General features: G+C 56.9%; 15 protein-coding genes. 11 read left to right on the top strand and 4 right to left on the bottom strand.

What is annotated here, in order from left to right; genetic code table 11:
• The first annotated feature begins 65 nt into the window (after nt 1–65).
• A complete protein-coding gene (locus CDO73_RS17495; protein WP_088489821.1) occupies nt 66–1,481 on the top strand; it encodes a glycoside hydrolase family 30 protein in 1,416 nt (471 codons plus the stop codon).
• A 112-nt stretch (nt 1,482–1,593) separates the two neighbouring features.
• Here CDO73_RS17495 and CDO73_RS17500 read toward each other — a convergent pair whose 3' ends face one another.
• Nucleotides 1,594–2,601, bottom strand: coding sequence for a LysR family transcriptional regulator (locus CDO73_RS17500; protein WP_088489822.1), 1,008 nt, complete (start codon nt 2,599–2,601; stop codon nt 1,594–1,596).
• 124 nt (nt 2,602–2,725) lie between these two features.
• Here CDO73_RS17500 and CDO73_RS17505 point away from each other — a divergent pair, with 124 nt between their 5' ends.
• Both CDO73_RS17505 and CDO73_RS17510 read left to right on the top strand, forming a co-directional pair.
• Entirely contained in the window at nt 2,726–3,856 is a 1,131-nt protein-coding gene (locus CDO73_RS17505) for a YeiH family protein (RefSeq protein WP_256972743.1), read from the top strand.
• 89 nt (nt 3,857–3,945) lie between these two features.
• Nucleotides 3,946–4,992, top strand: a complete 1,047-nt coding sequence (locus CDO73_RS17510) for a hypothetical protein (RefSeq protein ID WP_088489823.1) — start codon at nt 3,946–3,948, stop codon at nt 4,990–4,992.
• Nucleotides 4,993–5,172: 180 nt separating this feature from the next.
• Here the strand turns inward: CDO73_RS17510 and CDO73_RS17515 are convergent, their stop codons facing one another.
• The 3 genes from CDO73_RS17515 to CDO73_RS17525 all read right to left on the bottom strand — a co-directional run bounded on the left by CDO73_RS17515 (nt 5,173) and on the right by CDO73_RS17525 (nt 8,306).
• Complete coding sequence (locus tag CDO73_RS17515; protein WP_088489824.1) at nt 5,173–6,003, bottom strand: carbohydrate ABC transporter permease; 831 nt, start codon at nt 6,001–6,003, stop codon at nt 5,173–5,175.
• Nucleotides 6,000–6,875 (bottom strand): carbohydrate ABC transporter permease, encoded by an 876-nt coding sequence (locus tag CDO73_RS17520; RefSeq protein WP_088489825.1) that lies wholly within the window; start codon nt 6,873–6,875, stop codon nt 6,000–6,002. The genes CDO73_RS17515 and CDO73_RS17520 overlap by 4 nt, the downstream gene beginning before the upstream one ends.
• A gap of 99 nt (nt 6,876–6,974) precedes the next feature.
• Complete coding sequence (locus tag CDO73_RS17525; RefSeq protein ID WP_088489826.1) at nt 6,975–8,306, bottom strand: ABC transporter substrate-binding protein; 1,332 nt, start codon at nt 8,304–8,306, stop codon at nt 6,975–6,977.
• A 538-nt stretch (nt 8,307–8,844) separates the two neighbouring features.
• Here CDO73_RS17525 and CDO73_RS17530 point away from each other — a divergent pair.
• From CDO73_RS17530 to CDO73_RS17560, 8 genes are all read left to right on the top strand, one after another.
• Entirely contained in the window at nt 8,845–10,626 is a 1,782-nt protein-coding gene (locus CDO73_RS17530; protein WP_256972744.1) for a cache domain-containing sensor histidine kinase, read from the top strand.
• A 49-nt stretch (nt 10,627–10,675) separates the two neighbouring features.
• Nucleotides 10,676–12,250: a response regulator gene (locus tag CDO73_RS17535; protein ID WP_088489827.1), complete on the top strand. Its 1,575-nt coding sequence runs from the start codon at nt 10,676–10,678 to the stop codon at nt 12,248–12,250.
• Nucleotides 12,251–12,263: 13 nt separating this feature from the next.
• Nucleotides 12,264–12,491 carry a hypothetical protein gene (locus CDO73_RS17540; protein WP_088489828.1) on the top strand — a complete coding sequence of 76 codons (228 nt, stop codon included), beginning with the start codon at nt 12,264–12,266 and terminating at the stop codon, nt 12,489–12,491.
• A 196-nt stretch (nt 12,492–12,687) separates the two neighbouring features.
• Entirely contained in the window at nt 12,688–12,891 is a 204-nt protein-coding gene (locus CDO73_RS17545) for a helix-turn-helix transcriptional regulator (protein ID WP_088489829.1), read from the top strand.
• A 3-nt stretch (nt 12,892–12,894) separates the two neighbouring features.
• Nucleotides 12,895–13,335: a hypothetical protein gene (locus CDO73_RS17550; RefSeq protein ID WP_143536148.1), complete on the top strand. Its 441-nt coding sequence runs from the start codon at nt 12,895–12,897 to the stop codon at nt 13,333–13,335.
• A gap of 45 nt (nt 13,336–13,380) precedes the next feature.
• Entirely contained in the window at nt 13,381–13,524 is a 144-nt protein-coding gene (locus CDO73_RS26810; protein WP_179218734.1) for a glycine zipper domain-containing protein, read from the top strand.
• A gap of 92 nt (nt 13,525–13,616) precedes the next feature.
• On the top strand, nt 13,617–14,687 hold the full coding sequence (locus CDO73_RS17555; RefSeq protein WP_088489831.1) for a Kiwa anti-phage protein KwaB-like domain-containing protein: 1,071 nt from the start codon (nt 13,617–13,619) through the stop codon (nt 14,685–14,687).
• A 16-nt stretch (nt 14,688–14,703) separates the two neighbouring features.
• Nucleotides 14,704–15,360: a hypothetical protein gene (locus CDO73_RS17560; RefSeq protein WP_088489832.1), complete on the top strand. Its 657-nt coding sequence runs from the start codon at nt 14,704–14,706 to the stop codon at nt 15,358–15,360.
• Nucleotides 15,361–15,393 lie beyond the last annotated feature (33 nt).

The raw sequence follows: 15,393 nt of genomic DNA on the forward strand, positions 1-15,393 counted from the left end.
AGGGAACCGGCAGGCACGACTTGCCGCCGGTTCCCGCTTCATTGCCGAATAAGGAGGGATGCGACATGGCCACAACCAAGCCGGAATGGACGATTTACCGGTCGCGGGGCGAACACGAATTATTTCAAGAAGTCGGCATGGAGGCGCTGACGGCCGGACCGGTCACGGAGCTTGAGAAGACTTCGCCGCAGACCGGAATCGCGGAAGTCGCGTTGGACGCGAGCGAACGCGGGCAGATCATGGACGGATTCGGCGCTTCGTTTACCGATTCGTCGGCTTATCTGATGCATCAAGTGCTGGACGAAGCGAAGCGCGAGGAAGCGATGGTCAAGCTGTTCGATCCGGAGCGAGGCATCGGATTGTCCGTGCTCCGGAATCCGATGGGCGCGTCCGATTATGCGCGCAGCATCTACAGCTACGACGATCTGCCGGAAGGCGAGGCGGATCCCGAACTTGCGCGGTTCTCGATCGCGCATGAAGAAGCCGACATCATCCCGCTGCTCAAGCGGGCGATGGAGCTGAATCCCGACGTCAAGCTCATGGCGTCGCCGTGGAGCGCGCCGGGCTGGATGAAGACCGGCGGCTCGATGTTGGGCGGGCGGCTGAAGCCCGAATATTACGAAGCTTATGCGGACTATTTCGTCCGCTACGTGCAGGCTTACGGCGAGCACGGCCTGCCGATCTATGCGGTGACGCCGCAGAACGAAGCGCTCTACGAGCCGCTGCATTACCCGAGCATGCTCATGCCGGCGGACGTGCAGACGGTGTTCGTCCGCGATCATCTCAAGCCCGCGTTCGTGCGGGCGGGCATCGACACGAAGATTCTCTGTTACGATCACAACTGGGACCGGCCGGATTATCCGCTCGAAGTGCTGGAAGGAGCCGGAGACGCCGTGGACGGCGTCGCATGGCACTGGTACGGCGGCGAACCTGCCGCACAGTCGGAAGTCCGGCGGGCATTCCCCGGCAAAGAAGTACATTTTACCGAAGGTTCCGGCGGCGATTGGATTCCGCCGTTCGAGCAGGCGTTCTCGAACGTGATGCGGACCGGCATCGAGATTCTGCGAAACGACAGCCAATCGTTCGTTCTGTGGAACATGGCGCTCGACGAACACAAAGGCCCGACCGTGCCGGGCTTCGGACGAAGCACCTGCCGAGGCATCGTGCAGGTCAACCAATCGGACGGCGAGCTGACGTATACGCTCGACTACTACGCGCTGGCCCACTTCAGCAAAGTGATCCGCCCCGGCGCGGTGCGGATCGGTTCGGCCGGCGCGGAGCGGGAGATCCGCTCCGCCGCGTTCCTCAACCCGGACGGCTCGCTTGCCGTCGTGCTGTTCAACGACGGCGACGAAGACCGCCGAATCGCGCTGCGGCTGCCTGCGGAAGCGGCAGCCGAACAGCCCGAACCGGAGCAGCAGGAAGAACTCGTTTTCCTGCTCGAAGCCAAAAGCGCGATGTCGCTGCTTCGCCGGGCGTAGGCTCAAAGGCAGCCGCATTTTTGCGATCACGATCTGAACCGTATCCGCAGCTCATTCAAAAGAGGCGTTTTCCTTACACAAGGAAGAACGCCTTTTTTCTATTTCTCAATACTCAAACGTCCAATCCCGTCAACTCGCGCCGTTCCCGCAGCAGTTCGATAAACACGTCCACGGCCCGCGTGCGAAAAGACGAAGCGGTTACCAGCGAGAACTGCCGCACATGCGGCAGGCCCGGAATCTCGATCAGGCGCAGCTCGCCGCTGTGCAGTTCGCGCCGGATCGCCCAATGGGACAATAAGCTGATGCCGAGACCGGCGATCACCGCTTCTTTGACCGCCTGCGTGCTGCTGAACACCAAGATTTCCGCAGGGACGACGCCGAGCCGATCCAGCGCGTCGTCCGCGGCTTCGCGGGTTCCCGAACCCGATTCGCGCAGAACCCAAGCATAAGGGCTTAACGCTTCCGGCACGGTCGGGATCGGCTGCGGCAAACCGTTCAGGCGGTTCAGCTGCTTCAAGTCTTCTCGAGATCGAATCTCGTCCGGATCGCTTGGCGGATTAGTCCATTTGCCCTGCCGTTCAGCAGCAATCCGGACGAGCGGATGATCCGGAGCGGCCACCAGCACCATCCGATCTTCCGCCAATTCTTCCGCATGCAGTTCTTTCATGTCGCGGGGATGGCCTTCGACGATGCCGACATCCAACTCTCCGCTGCGCACTTTGTCCGCGATTGCCGACGTATTCCCGATCGTCGCGGCAGGCGCGATATCGGGATATTCCTGTCTCAGCGCCGCGACGACCCGAGGCAAAATATATTCGCCGAACGTATAACTCGCTCCGATCGCCAGCGGCCCTCCGGCATGCCTGCTGAGATCGTCGACCAACTTCTGCATTCTGGCATACGAACCGAGAATTTCCCGGGCATGCGCATAGACGATCTCGCCCGCGCGCGTCATGCGCACTTGTTTGTTTCCGCGTTCCAACAGCTGCACGCCGAGCGATTGCTCCAATGCGCGGACATGCTGGCTGACGGCAGGCTGGCTCATATAGAGCAGCGCGGCGGCTCGGGAAAAATGTCCTTTTTCCGCGACCGTTACGAAAACTCGAAGCTGTTGATCCATCCGGACCTCCCCTTTCTTGAAGCGAAATCATGTCAGGTATATAAGTTTGCTTATGATGATCATTATAATTCGGTATTTCACTTATATACAGCCTGAATATAGGATAAAGGCAGGAGGCGGTAGCATGACGACCACAGAGATCGAAACGAAAAGAAGTCCGACGACGAATCGATTTTCTTTCTATAACTTCAAAGGCAAAGGAGGGCGCGTTCTTCCGTTAGCGCTCGGCGTATTGTTTACGTTCGCGATCGCGCTGCTCGGTTACGGATGGGCCAGGATTCCCGGCTTCGACCGGATCGGACAGATGGCGTGCGCGATTCTGTTGGCGGTGGCCTACCGACACTTCTTCGGATATCCGCAGGCGCTGCGAAGCGGCATCGTGTTCTCGTCCCAACGTCTGCTGCGTCTGGCGATCGTGCTGTACGGGCTGAAGCTGAATATCGGACTCGTATTGGGCGAAGGGTTGGGGCTGCTGGCCAAAGACGCGCTGGTCATCGGCTTCGCGATCGGCCTGACGCTGCTGCTGGCCCGGCTGATGAAAGCGGACCGCGATCTGTCGCTGCTGCTCGGGATCGGCACCGGGATCTGCGGAGCGGCGGCGGTAGCGGCGATCGCGCCGATCGTGGATGCAAAAGAAGAAGATACGGCGGCGGGCGTGGGCATGATCGCGCTGCTCGGTACGATCTGGGCGATCGGATATACGCTGCTTCGGCCGCTGCTGCCGCTGAGCGATCTGCAATACGGCGCGTGGACCGGCATGAGTCTGCATGAAGTGGCGCATGTCGCGTTGGCCGGAACGGCGGGAGGCGCGGACGGACTGGCGATAGCGCTGTTGGCGAAGCTGGGACGCGTGTTTCTGCTGCTGCCGGTGAGCTTAATCTTCTTGTTTATAATGAAGCGAAAAAATCGTGCGGCCTCCGCGCGAAGATTAGACGACGCGAACGGACCGATTTCGGCGAACGGATCGGAGTCTGCGGAAAAGTCGAAAGCGAGTGCCGCGCCGTTCCCGTGGTTTCTGGTCGGATTTCTGCTGATGAGCCTGTTGGGGAGCTTTCTTTCGGGGCATTCGATTCCTGCGGTCGACGGATGGCTCGCCCAAGCCGGAACGCTGACGACTTGGCTGCTGACGGCGGCGATGGTCGGTCTCGGCCTGAACGTGAACCTTCGCGATCTGCGTACCCGCGCGCTGCGTCCTCTGGCGGTGATGACGATCGTATCGACGGCGCTTTCGATCTTCACTTTCTGTATGATTTAGGAACATGTCGGAGTTTCCAATTTCTCTAGATTGTGTAATGAGTGGGGGGGCTTAATACGCTTACACCATACATAGGGAGGAATTTGGATATGACGCAAGCAGGACGCAAGTCATGGAAGAAGCTGCCGGCTGCCGTATTGGCTTCGGTTGTGGTATTGGGCACGGGGGCATCGACTTTGCCTTTCGCATCTTCTGTACAGGCCGAAGAATATACGGCGGCTGCGACGACCGCTCCGAACGTGAGCGATCCGGCGAAGATGGAACTGATTTATCTGGTGGGCGCTTCGATCACTTCGCAGAACCGCTTTGCCCAGACGTCGGACCATATGGAATATTGGGCGGTGGAAGCCGCTCAAAACCAAGCGATGGATGTCGTGTCTAATCCGGATCCGAACTCCGCCCAGTTGTTTGCGGCTCGTCAGAAGATCGAGAAAGCGTGGGAGGATTACGCGTATCGTTACGTGCATGACAAACAAGACGTTCAGCAGATTCTCGGACGCGACGGCAGAGCCATTCATTCTTCCGATCCCGCCGAGTTGAGCCCTTGGGAACAAGGCGTCGTGAACCTGATCGACGAAACGTATGATCTGATGGCAACGATGGGCGACAGCCATGCCGAAGCGGCCAAAGCTTATCAATATTATGAATTGAGACTCGCCAAACTGTCGCGTCTGTCGAACTTCAATCTGGATTTCTATAGCAGCTCGTTAAGCGATAATCAGCAGAATATCCTGCCGTCTCTCGCGCAGCTTCAGCAATTAGGGATTGACGTGACCGATCGGAAAGCGAACTTCGACCGTTCGGTCGCTTTCATGCAGGCTCTTCTGAACAACGGGCCTTATGAAAAAGCCGTCTACAGCGCGGCGCTGAACGATGTGCAAAACGACCGTTACGCGATCATGAGCTCGGCCGAGTTGGCCGGCCAGATTGCCCGCCTGCAAAAGCTCGCCGATACCGCTCCGCGCGGAACGGCGTCCGGTCAATATCCGGCTTCTTCATTCGGCACCCTAAACCGAGCAATCAATGAAGCCAAACGCGTGCTGAAGAACGCCGATTCTTCCGAAGAGCTCAACTATCAGTACCAATTCGTATTGGAACGGGCGGAATATTATTTCAAAAAGAGCGTCAAGCCTTAATCGCAAGCAGATCCACGCTATCCAGCGAGTTGACCGAATGTTCGGTCAGCCTATTATCGGCAGAATGCCGAATAAACGGACTCCCGGGCAATCCGGAAGTCCGTTTTCTGTTTACCGCGGATTTTGTCGTGCCGGATAAACCGGATGTCGATTCTGCCGCAGCCCGTTCGTCACGCGTCGTCAGCCTTTGACCGCTCCGGCCGTCAGACCGCTGACGATATACTTCTGGCAGAACAGATACAGAATGAATACCGGCAGCGAAGTCAGCACCAGATCGGCGAAGATCAGGTTCCAGTCGCGGCTGAACTTGCCGTAGAAATTATAGACGGACAGCGGCATCGTCCAATCGGAGCTGTCGGTCAAGAAATACAGCGGAATCGTGATATCGTTCCAGACGGACATGAACACCATGATCGCGACCGTCGCGTTGACCGGCAGGATCAGCGGCGTGATGATCCGCAGGAAGACGGTCACCGTGCCCGCGCCTTCCAGAAAAGCCACTTCGTCGAGCGATTTCGGAATCGAACGGATAAATCCGCTGTACAAGAAAACGCTGAACGCCGTGTTGAGCGACGCGTAGATCAAGATGACGCTGGAGATGCTGCCGTAGAAACCGAGCCACTGCACGACGCGAATCGTGGTGATCGTCGACATCGGCGCGATCAGGCCCATGAAGAAGAACATGTAGAGGAAGTTCGAGACTTTCGTCTCGCGCCGGGTCAAAATAAACGCGGCGGCGGACGAAGTGAAAATGTTCAGCGTGCAGGAGACGCCGGTGATCAAGATTCCGTTCCAGAACGCGCGGGCCAGCCCGCCTTCCCGGAACACGGTGACGTAGTTGGAGAAATGCCATTCGGTCGGCAGACGCAGCGAGAACTTCATGACCTGCACGCTGTCCATGAAGCTGCCGAAGATCATGATCAGCATCGGCAGGATGATGATCAGCGAAGCCAGAATCAGAAAGCCTTCGACGAGGTAATTGCGCCAGGCCATTTTGCGGGTATAACTCATTGTTCGGATACCTCCTTGCGGCGCATGAAGATCAGCAGCGGAATCGCGATCACGGTCACGGCCGCGAACAGCAGCGTATTGACCGCGGTGCCGAGACCCCAGCTTCCTTCGCCGAACGAACGCAGGATGATCGTGCCGACGACCTGCGAAGCGTTACCCGGTCCGCCGCCGGTGAGCACGAACACTTCGGAGAAGACTTTCAGCCCGCCGATCAACGTCAGCATCAAATTGATATTCAGCGCCGGAAGCAGCAGCGGCAGCGTAATGCTGCGGAAGCTGGTCCATGCGCCGGCTCCGTCGATGGTCGCGGCTTCGTAATAGTCTTTGGAAATGGATTGCAGCCCCGCAAGATAAATCGCCATCTGAAAACCGGCATGCTGCCAGATCGCGATCGCGGCGACCGTCCAGATGACCACATGCGGATTGGTGAGCCAATTTTGCGCCAGAAAGCCCAAGCCGACCGATTCGAAAATACGGTTGATCGCGCCGTCCGAACGCAGCATCGGAGTAAACACGATACTGATGACCAGCACGCTCAAAATCGAGGGGGAATAGAACACGGCCCGCAGAATGTTGCGCGTCTTCAGCCGCATGTTCAACCCGATCGCCAGCGCAAGGCCGAGCAGGTTTTTGCCGATAACGGTCACAACGGCGAAGATCAGCGTATTCTTGATCGCGAGCAGCAGCGTCTTGTCGGTAAAAATGCGCTCGAAATTGTCCCAACCGATAAACTTGAGGCCGACCCGATCGAGGCGCCAGTCCGTGAACGAATAGAACAAACCGGCGACCGCCGGTGCGACGAAGAAGATGCAGTAGATCAGCAGAGCAGGCAGAACCAGATAGTACGAGTATAGTTTTCTGGATATTTTCATCTCTTCACACTCCGTCGCGCACGGGGAAAAGGGACCGGAAAGCCGATCCCCGCCCTCCCGGACGCGTTGATTAATCGTAATTGCGGCGTTCGGTTCGGCTTAGAAACCTTCGGCGCCTTTGTCTTTCATCAACTGCGCGAATTTCTCGTCCCAAGCGGTCAGCACGCCTTGGGCGTCCGTGCCGCCGGCGAATTCGTCCTGCAGCAGACGATACAATTCGCTGCGGTCGACCAGCATATGGGCGTCTACCGTCAGCACCGTTTTCTTAGGCGTGATGTAGTTGTCCACGATGTCTTGTTTCCAAGCCGGCAGTTCCGGCGTCTTGACGTCGTTGAAGTTCGAAACGAACTTTTGCTCGTCGACGATCTTTTGCGCTACGTCTTTGCGGGCCACGTAATCGAGGAACTGCTTCGCTTCGGCCATATGTTTGGCTTTCTTCGGAATGAAGAGTTGGCCGCCGAGCGGGCTTGCGCCGAGCTTCGAGTCTTTGGCGTAAGGGATCGGGAACAGCCCCAGATTCATCTTCGGATCTTTGTCGGCCACGTTCTGGATCAGCCAATCGCCCATGAACATCATCGCGACTTCTTTGTTCAGGAATTTGCCGACGGCCATATCGTAGCTGTCGCTGAGAATGTCGCCGTTGGTATAGCCTTTCTCGTACACCTCGTACTGCTGCTGCAGGATATCGGCGAAAGCGGGGATATCCGCCCATTTCTTTTTGCCCGCGTTGATGTCTTCGAACAAAGTCGGCTCGTTCTTGTCCGCGTAATCGGCGAACGCCGCGCCCGGCCAGATGTTGGCGGCCCAGTTGTCTTTGAACGGCATGAATACCGGCGTGATGCCCGCGGCTTTGATCTTCTCGCAGGCCGCGAGGAATTCGTCGAAGTCGGTCGGGATCTCGATCCCCAGCTCTTTGAAAAGGTCTTTGTTGTACACGACGCCCTGCATGCCGGTATCTTGGCTGAGCTGGAAGCTGTAGATATGGCCGTAAGCGGACAGCACGTCTTTGTTCAGCAGGCGGCTGGCCCACGCTTCGTTATCCAGAATCTCGAAGTTGCGTTCCAGATTGAGGTCCGTCGTCGCGCTGGCCAGATTGTACTGCACGATATCCGGCGTCTCGTCGACCGCGAGCTTCGTTTGCAGCACCGTCGCCGTCTGCTCCGCAGGCAGCAACTGCAGATTGACTTTGATGCCCGATTCTTTTTCGAACGCGTCCAGCAGGCTCTGCTGAACGAAGATGGAATCCTGCGAACTTTTGGAGATCGCCAGCTCGATCGTCGTTCCTTTGCCGCCGGAACTTCCGGTGCTCGCAGCGCCGCCCGAAGCCGCCGAACTTCCGGTCGAAGCGTTTCCTCCTCCGCAAGCCGCCAGCGAGACCGCCAGCAGTCCTCCCATAATGCCCGTCGCGATTTTTTTCGTTTTGTGTCTCATACCTTCGCCCCCTCGGTTGATGTTCGAACGGTAAGATCGCCCGCTTCATTCGCGGTAGACCGGACCGAATTTGCTGCACGATTGAATCCGTTTACATTTTTAGATTATAGAGAGTGGAGAAGAGAAGATACATGTCTGTGATTTACTTTTAGGGGGTAAAATACTGAACAAAGCTCGAACTTCACCGAATCCGATCACGCCGTGATCGAATTTGGTGAAGAACTCATTCGAGCGACAGCAACCCGCCCAACGCGTGAAAGTGTGCGAAGCACAACGGACGCATTGGGCTATCTGTCCGGCGTTTATACCTAAACGCTCTCTAAAAAATCAAAAAACCAAGCCCCGGCTCGACAACGTCCGAGCCCCCGCTTGCAAGGAACGGACACCGTCCCGTTCCTTCCGCCTTTAAATCTTGCTCTCTTAAGCCTTCCCGCCCTCATACGCAAATGTCGTTTTTTCCCCGCCCCGCCCCCGTTCCCTTGTCGATTTCGACATTTCGCTGTACAGTAGGAGCATCAAATCTCCGGGAGGACGAAAGGTGCCTTTGCTCCAAAAATTCAAAATCGACGGCGGGCAGATCAGTCTCCAAACCAAATTTCTTTTAGCCTTCGCCTTGCTTTTGCTTATCGTGATGGGCAGTTTCGCCGTCTACGTCAACCGGGTCGTCGTGCATCCGCTGCGCGAGTCGACGGAAAGCGAGATGCGGCAGACCGCGGCGAAGATCGGCGATCAGCTCGATCTGTACGTGGATCGGCAGAATCAGCTTTCGCAGCGAATTTTGTCGAGTCAGGATATTTTTACGCTGATGCCGTCGGGCAATTATTCGAAGCTGACCGTGGAAGGCTTGGCGCGCAGCCGCAAACTGCGGCAGATCATGTTCCAAGCGATCGGGCCGAGCATGGATATCGAAGACGTCGCGATCTACGATCTGCGCGGCGTGCTGCTGACCACGTTTATCAGCACGACCGGCAATCCTTCGTCGCTGCTGCCTTTTCTGGAAGGGCTGGGCCATGACGCGAGCTGGATTGAAAACGGTTACTCGTTGTATCGGCCGAACGCGAACCGCGTGTTCTTCATCCGTTCGATCATCAATCAGAACGGCAAGATCTTCGGATATATGGCGATTCAGCTTCAGCAGGAGATGCTGGAACGTTCCGCGAGCGCGGGCAGTTCCGACAGCGACGTGTACGTGCTCGATTCGCAGCAGCGGGTGATCTATGCGTCGAATCCGCCGGGTGACGGCAAAGCGCCGGAGTTCGCGGAGACGGGGGAGAATGCGAGCGAGGTTTATCAGAAAGACAACGGCGATTACGTCGCGTATTACCGCTCCGACGCGACCGGGTGGACGACGTACACGATCACGCCCAAAAAAGTGGTGCTCGGTCCGGTCAATTCGATCACCAATCTGTCCCTGCTGCTGATGGCGGCGCTGTTCCTGTTCTCCGCGGCTTATATTTATTTCTCGGCCCGCGGATTTCTGCTGCCGGTCCGCCGGCTGCGCAGCCAGATTCTGCGGATCAATTACAGCAATATGGACACCAAAGTGGAAGCGCCTTCTTCGAACAACGAACTGCTGCTGCTCAGCGAAGCGTTTCAAGGGATGCTGGAGAGGCTTCAAGTCTCGATCGAACGGGAGAAACTGGCGGTCCACGAGGAAGCGGTCGCGCGCAACTCCGCGCTGCAAGCGCAGATCGCGCCGCATTTTATTCACAACACGCTCTATCTGATCAGCATCGCGTCGCAGGAAGGCAAAAACGAAGTCGTATCGGAGATGTGCAAAAATCTCTCGGATAGCCTGCGTTATATCGTGTCTTCGCCGTACGAACATGTCAGTCTCACGCAGGAATTGGAACATGCCAAAGATTATCTGGCTTTGCTGAGGCATAATTACGAAGACGATTTGCAGTGGACGATGGACGAAGATCCGGTATTCGACGAGATTCGCCTGCCGAGACTGGTCATTCAACCTTTTGTGGAAAACTGTATCGAACACGCGTTCAAAGAAGCGGATACGCCGTGGCGCATCGAGATCCGGGTGAAGCTGTATAACGGATTATGGGCGCTGGAAATCCGGGATAACGGCGACGGATTCGACGAAGACACGATCCGGGACATTCTGGGATTGGTGCGGACGGCGGAAACGGCGGACGGCGAACCGTCTCACGAAACCGGTTTTGGTCGCATGGGCATCGTCAATACGGTGCATCGTTTGCAATTGATGTATAAGAACCGGCTGTTCTTCAATATGTACAATCATTCGGACGACGGCGGCGGAGCGGCGATTCAGATCATCGCTTCGCTGACGGAAGATTTTTATTAACAGGATTTTGGCAGGGCGAACAGCGAATAAGATAAGGGGGCGAAGCGGCATGTATCACGCCATCATCGCGGAAGACAGCAAACCGATCCTGCGGAATATCCGCATGTTGATCGAAGCTTCCGGTCTGCCGGTGCAGGTGACGGCTACCGCGTCCAACGGCCAAGAAGCGCTGGAACGGTTGGAAACGCAGCATGCGGATATTCTGCTGACCGATATCCGCATGCCGAAGCTGGACGGACTCGGGTTGATCGAACAGGCGAAGCTCTTGAACCCGCGGCTGCAAACCGTGCTGATCAGCGGCTACAGCGATTTCGAATACGCGCGCCGCGCGGTGAACTTGCAGGCGTTCGATTATCTGCTGAAACCGGTGGAACAGGCGCAGCTCACGGACGTGCTGACCCGGCTGCTGAAGCAGCTTCGGGAACAAGAACGCAGCGACCGGCGGCTGCTCGAAGGCGTGGTGGCGCCGGAGGTTCTGGCGGCGATGCCGCTGGATGCCGGGCTGCTGGCCGGAGAGCGGATCTCGCTGCTGATTCGGCGGCAGCCGTTCGCGCCGGAGCCGCAAGGCGGACGGGAATGGACGGCGGACGCAGTCGCCGATGCGCTTCGCGCGCGGTCTTGGGCAGCCGGACTGCGCGTGCTGCCGACGCCGCAGGCGGGTCAATGGCTCGCGCTGCCGGAAGCGCGGGCGGACTTGTCCGCCGAGGAACTGGCGGACGAGGCGCGGCAGGCGCTGGCGGACGGCGGACTGCCGGCCGCGGTGCTCGCCGCGCCGCAGCCGGCGGAGCTTCGCGCGCTGGCTGGCATTTACGGGAAGCTGGATCGAGCGATGCGCGATCGGCTGACCGTGGACGGGCGGCTGGCTTCGCCCGGCGCGGGCGAGGCGGAGAGCGGGGCTTCGCCGCAGGGCGGCGAAGCGGCCAAGCTCGCGCTGCAAGCGCAGCTCGCCGAGCTGATCGCGCAGCGGCAGAAGGAGCGTTTCCTTCTGCTGCTGCGCCGGAGCCTGCCGCATTGGCTGGCCGGCTCGGCCCGCTACGCCGGGCTGGAGCGTTTCGTCCGCTGGCTGGCGGACGAGCTTGCGCCGCAGAGCTTCGCGCCTGCGGCGGGCGGCGGCCATGCCGCCGCCGGAGAGTCGGCGCGGCAGGCAAGCGCCGACCAGGCAGGGCCGTCCGCCGCGGACTCGGCGGACGCGGAGGTCTCCGCGCTGCTGGCGCGGAGCGGCGCGGCTGCGTTCGCGGACGCGCTGCACGATTGGTGCGCGTCAAGATTCGACGCGCTGCAAGAGCCGAGCCGGCGCGGCGGGGAAGAGCTGTTCGAACAGCTCGACCGCTATCTGCGGCAGAACCTGTCCGCGCAGCTCTCCGTCGCGGATGCCGCGCAGCAGTTCCATGTCAGCCCGTCGTATATCAGCCGAGTGGTGAAGCGTTATACCGGAAGCACGTTCGTCCATCATTATATGGGCCTCAAGATCGACGAGGCGCGCCGGATGCTGGCTTCCGGTCCGGAAATCAAAGTCAAACATGTCGCGGACGCGCTGGGATTCGTCGATCCGCATTATTTTTCCAAAGTGTTCAAAGAGTACGAGGGCAGCAGCCCGACCGAATTCAAAGAAAAATGGGGATAAGGAGTGAGCGCGCATGGAACAATCGCCCCGCGACGAAGCGGTCAGACAAGGCGCCGAAGCGATCGCCGGAATCATGCATTATTTCAGTCTGGGCATGGGGATCGTGCTGATCGCTTTCGGCGTCTATGTGATCTGGCCCAAACAGTACGACCGACGCCGCAGCCGCGCCAAGACCGTCGGCGGCGTGTTATGCGCGGGCTTCGGATTGATTTTGCTGGTGAACGGGTTGATCCAGTTGTGACGTTGCGGATACGGTACATGAGGCGAACAATCGAACGACAACGAGACGGACTTGAAAACGAGCTGCGGAGCGCATTCCGGAGGCTCGTTTTTTATTTGAATAGATTCTGATTTGCAAAGCAGACTTGACACTTTTTGCAAAGTTAACTATACTGAATTTGCAAAGCAGACATTGCAAGTGTAAGGGAGGAGTACGGTTGAAAACGCGTATCCCGGAATTGCGGAAGCAGCGGAAGCTGTCGCAAGAGGAATTGGGACTGGCCGTCGGCGTAACCCGGCAAACGATCACGTCGCTCGAAGTCGGCAAGTATACGGCGTCTTTGGTGTTGGCTTACAAGATCGCTCGCTTTTTCGGACTGACGATCGAAGAGGTATTTGATTTCAGCGAAGTGGAGGAATAGCTTATGGATACATTTCAGCAAAAGGTACGGACCCGTATTCGCCTATTGGCCGTATTGGCGGTAGGGGTAGCATTGATCTATACGGGCTTTATGCTCTACCGCTCGGAACTGCCGATTCTGAACAGCTTCACGAAAGGGTTCCACCAAGGCATTTTCTTCGGGCTGGAGCTGGTCATTTTGGGATTCCTGGTACAAAACATCAGAGGCTCCAGGAGCGACGCCGCGCTTAAAAAGATGCATATCGAAGAAAACGACGAACGGTTCAGCCTGATTATTCAAAAAACGGCTTCCATGACGGCGTTGGCGATGTTTGCCGCGTTGGGCGTAGCGACGGTGATTGCGGGATTTTTGGATGCGGCGGTGTTCTTTGCGCTTTTGGGGGCTCTGCTGTTCATGGTGATTTTGTTCTACGTACTGTGGATCTATTTCGCGAAACGGAATTGATCGGGAGGCGTAATAAAAAGAAAATGGAAAAAGGAGGGTGCGACGATGAAAACGAAAGAGCAGTCGATGGGCATCGGGATCGCGCTTGGTACTTCGTTCGGTCTTTTGTTCGGATTGATGATGGACAATATTGCTTTGGGGCTTCCGATCGGCATGGCAGTAGGCATAGCGTTGGGTGCAGCATTCTGAAATTCCAAGCATGATCAGCAGGAAGAATAGAAGTAGATTCTTCGTCAAGCAGGATGCTTGCCTAACTTTTTGCCAAAGGAGCCAGCCTATCCATGAGCTTAGCGATCAACGACCCGAAGCATCCGCTGACTAAAATCAGCCGTCTATCCGCTCCTGAAGAGCTGCGTGAAATCAACGTGGCTTTTTCCCTTGTACGCAAGCAAAAAGAAGCCGATCGTTATTATCGCGCCAAATCGCTCTCCCTGTCCGAAAGTCTGAGCGCATGGCTCAAGCAGCAGATCCTTCGCGAGACCCGTGCGCTGCAAATTGCGGAATCGGACGGAACCCGGAGATTCGCGGTGGGCGATTACCATTTGGAAGTCCAAAAGCATGACCGGTTAGCTCGACTGGCATTGGACGAAACGATCGGAATCCCGTATGAACGCAAAAAACGTCTTCTTCAAGCACTGGCGCACCCGGACAGCCTGCTGGAAACGAAAAATACGGAGTTCCAAGTCGTTCAACTGGAAGTTGACGGTCATCGACTGTATTTCTTTTTCTACCGCATACCCAAACAAAGCGCGTCCCGCAAAAAGTGGGCTTTCGGCAGCTCGAACGAACTGACGGAGGCTTCCGAAGAATTGATCGAATTGGGCGGGAAGATCGAATTTATTTTGTTCGAAAACGAGCTGTACATCTCCCGGCTTCAGTCGTTTGAATATGTGTTCGATTACCGCGATCATATCGTTCAAGCCCGGGATCGCAATCTCGACACGCTCACGAATATGCCCTTTTTTGCGATCGCAGCAGCCGATAAAGAGCGCTTTAAGCACGATTGCGCGGCTTTTTTCCATACAAGAACGGTAGCGCAAATAGGCGAGGAGCAAATGGATGCGTTGGAGCAGAACTTCAAAGAACGCTGCAGCGAATTACGCATGATCCGAAACGGCATTCCGACCCGTGCAGATCGTGAAAGCGAATACCGTCAAGTTTACGCGCCGCTATGGGAGCTATACGATTTTCTGGACTTGGACAAAGAGCAGGTGATCTATCCCGAAGGAAGCCGTCCCACGGTGCTGCTGCGCTTTTTCGGGAACAAAATCGTCCAATCCTTTTTGACGAAAGAATTCGGCCTGACCGACTCTATCGAGAGTGCCGAGCAGCGGGCGGATACGGACGTATGAAGGAGGCGTTTCGGGAATGTGGAGCAAAAAAGAACCGATCATCCTCTGGACGACCGCCTATGCACCGTTGTTGATGCTGATGATCGGCGGGTTTCTGTATCGTAACGATCTGCTGCCGCAGGCGATTCGGGAGGAACGGTTGTCGGAGATGTTCGGAGGGCGTCTTTGGATCGCGGAAGCGTGTTTCCTGTTAGCCGTATTGGGCGGTTCGCTGCTGCTGTACCGTCTGGTCATCGTAGGGCTGCTGCATGATGTCGGAAAAAAGGTTCATTCGGCAAGCGGCGGTCTAAGCTACGCGGTTCGGCGTTTCGAAAAACTGCCGGCGAGCGATTATACGTTTTTCCTGATGACCCTGCTGCTTCCGCGTCTTGCGCTCGATTACTCGTCGATCACCAACTTCGCCGTTTCGCTGCTGATGATCGTCTTCATTATCGCGGTATTCGTGCAGACCGATACGATCGCGACCTGCCCGCTTTTTTTCGTGTCGGGTTATCAGGTGTACAAAGGTACGATCTCGCAGCACACGCCGGAAGAAGAGAAAGCGGACAAGGAGTTGCGGAAAGAAGTCGTGCTGCTGGCGCGGGAGAAAGATCTGGATCTTGCGGAAAAGTATCGGGGCGAGTGGGTGACGGGGAAAATCTATGTGATAAGTCGCAATAATGCGGAGAAATGACAGGTTCTAAAATACCAAGTGACCAATGACTAA

Origin of the sequence: Saccharibacillus sp. O23 (assembly GCF_002205895.1) — a bacterium.
In the GTDB taxonomy this organism is placed as follows: domain Bacteria; phylum Bacillota; class Bacilli; order Paenibacillales; family Paenibacillaceae; genus Saccharibacillus.